At 47.3% G+C, this 560-nt stretch carries 1 protein-coding gene; it reads right to left on the bottom strand.

Translation table 11 applies throughout. From position 1 onward, the window contains the following. Nucleotides 1-560, bottom strand: a 560-nt coding sequence (locus K6Y31_RS22110; RefSeq protein ID WP_233055184.1) for an IS1634 family transposase, incomplete at both ends; no start/stop codon positions are given.

Here is a 560-nt window from a genome sequence, read left to right as displayed (position 1 = left end):
GTTGCAGTAGCCGTCGTTGGTAATCTTGCATCCCTGTAATAAATCGCTGCTCGCCAAACTCCAGCATGTCTATGCCCTCGAATTTCAAAAACACCCAGCGCGCTGTCGGCTTTGAGGTCGTTTTGTTTTTGACCATGCTGGGGAAAAATTCATCGGTATGCTTTAGCTCTTCGCGGATTTTATGCTCCAACCCGGCGTACACCATCAGGCTCAATGTCATTATCATCAGCAAGGCTTCAATTCGTTGCGGCTTCTTTAAAAAGATGGACGAGGTTAAAAATTCGGGACTTTTTAAGAATCGAAAACCGCGTTCAACCTTTTGCTGCGATTTGTAGTGAGCCAATAATGCCGCCATGTCGAGGTCGCGACTGTCAGTATCATTGGTGGCGAGGATGAACATGCCCACCTTGAGTTTGGCGAGTTTTACTTTGGTTAAATCGGTGAATACGGTGGCATTAATTTGGTAGCTATAGCCCGTTGGTTTCTCGCCTTTCTTCGGCCGCCCGCGGTGGGTATAGATAGGCGCTTTGCTAATGCTGGTTTGTTCAAAACCAAGCAAC

The sequence above is a fragment of the Motilimonas cestriensis genome (genome assembly GCF_021295315.1).
Classification (GTDB): Bacteria; Pseudomonadota; Gammaproteobacteria; order Enterobacterales; family CBDFNC01; genus Motilimonas; species Motilimonas cestriensis.
Note: the sequence above shows the minus strand (reverse complement) of the source record. Positions and strands in the feature narration are given on the sequence as shown.